This window comes from Streptomyces sp. URMC 126, assembly GCF_051386555.1.
Taxonomy (GTDB): domain Bacteria; phylum Actinomycetota; class Actinomycetes; order Streptomycetales; family Streptomycetaceae; genus Streptomyces.
The window spans coordinates 1-328 of the sequence record NZ_JBPQTX010000727.1 but is presented as its reverse complement, the minus strand read 5'-3'; the positions used below and the strand labels follow the sequence as shown (position 1 = coordinate 328).

Genomic DNA, 328 nt, shown 5'->3' with positions numbered 1-328 from the left:
GATAGAGCAGTTGCGCGAGCGGCTGACCGCGACAGCCCGGCTGACCGGCCCGGACCACCCGCCGCCGCTGGAGCCGCTGTGCGACGAGGTGCTGGACATGCTGGGCCCGGGCGACCGGGACGACGACATCGCGCTGCTGGCCGCCCGCTTCGACGGGATCGCGCCGAGCGATGTCGCCTACTGGTTCCTGGAGCCGCACGAGCAGACCCCGGGCAAGGCGCGCCGGCTGGCCCGGCGGGCGCTGGCCCGCTGGGACCTGGAGGACCTCTCGGACTCGGTGGAGCTGCTGATCAGCGAGGTGGTGACGAACGCCGTGCGGTACGCGGAG

1 pseudogene is annotated in these 328 nt (G+C 73.8%); it reads left to right on the top strand.

Going from position 1 to position 328, the window contains the following annotated elements:
- Window positions 1-328, top strand: a pseudogene (locus tag ACSNOK_RS33650) (serine/threonine protein phosphatase); the annotation flags it as partial.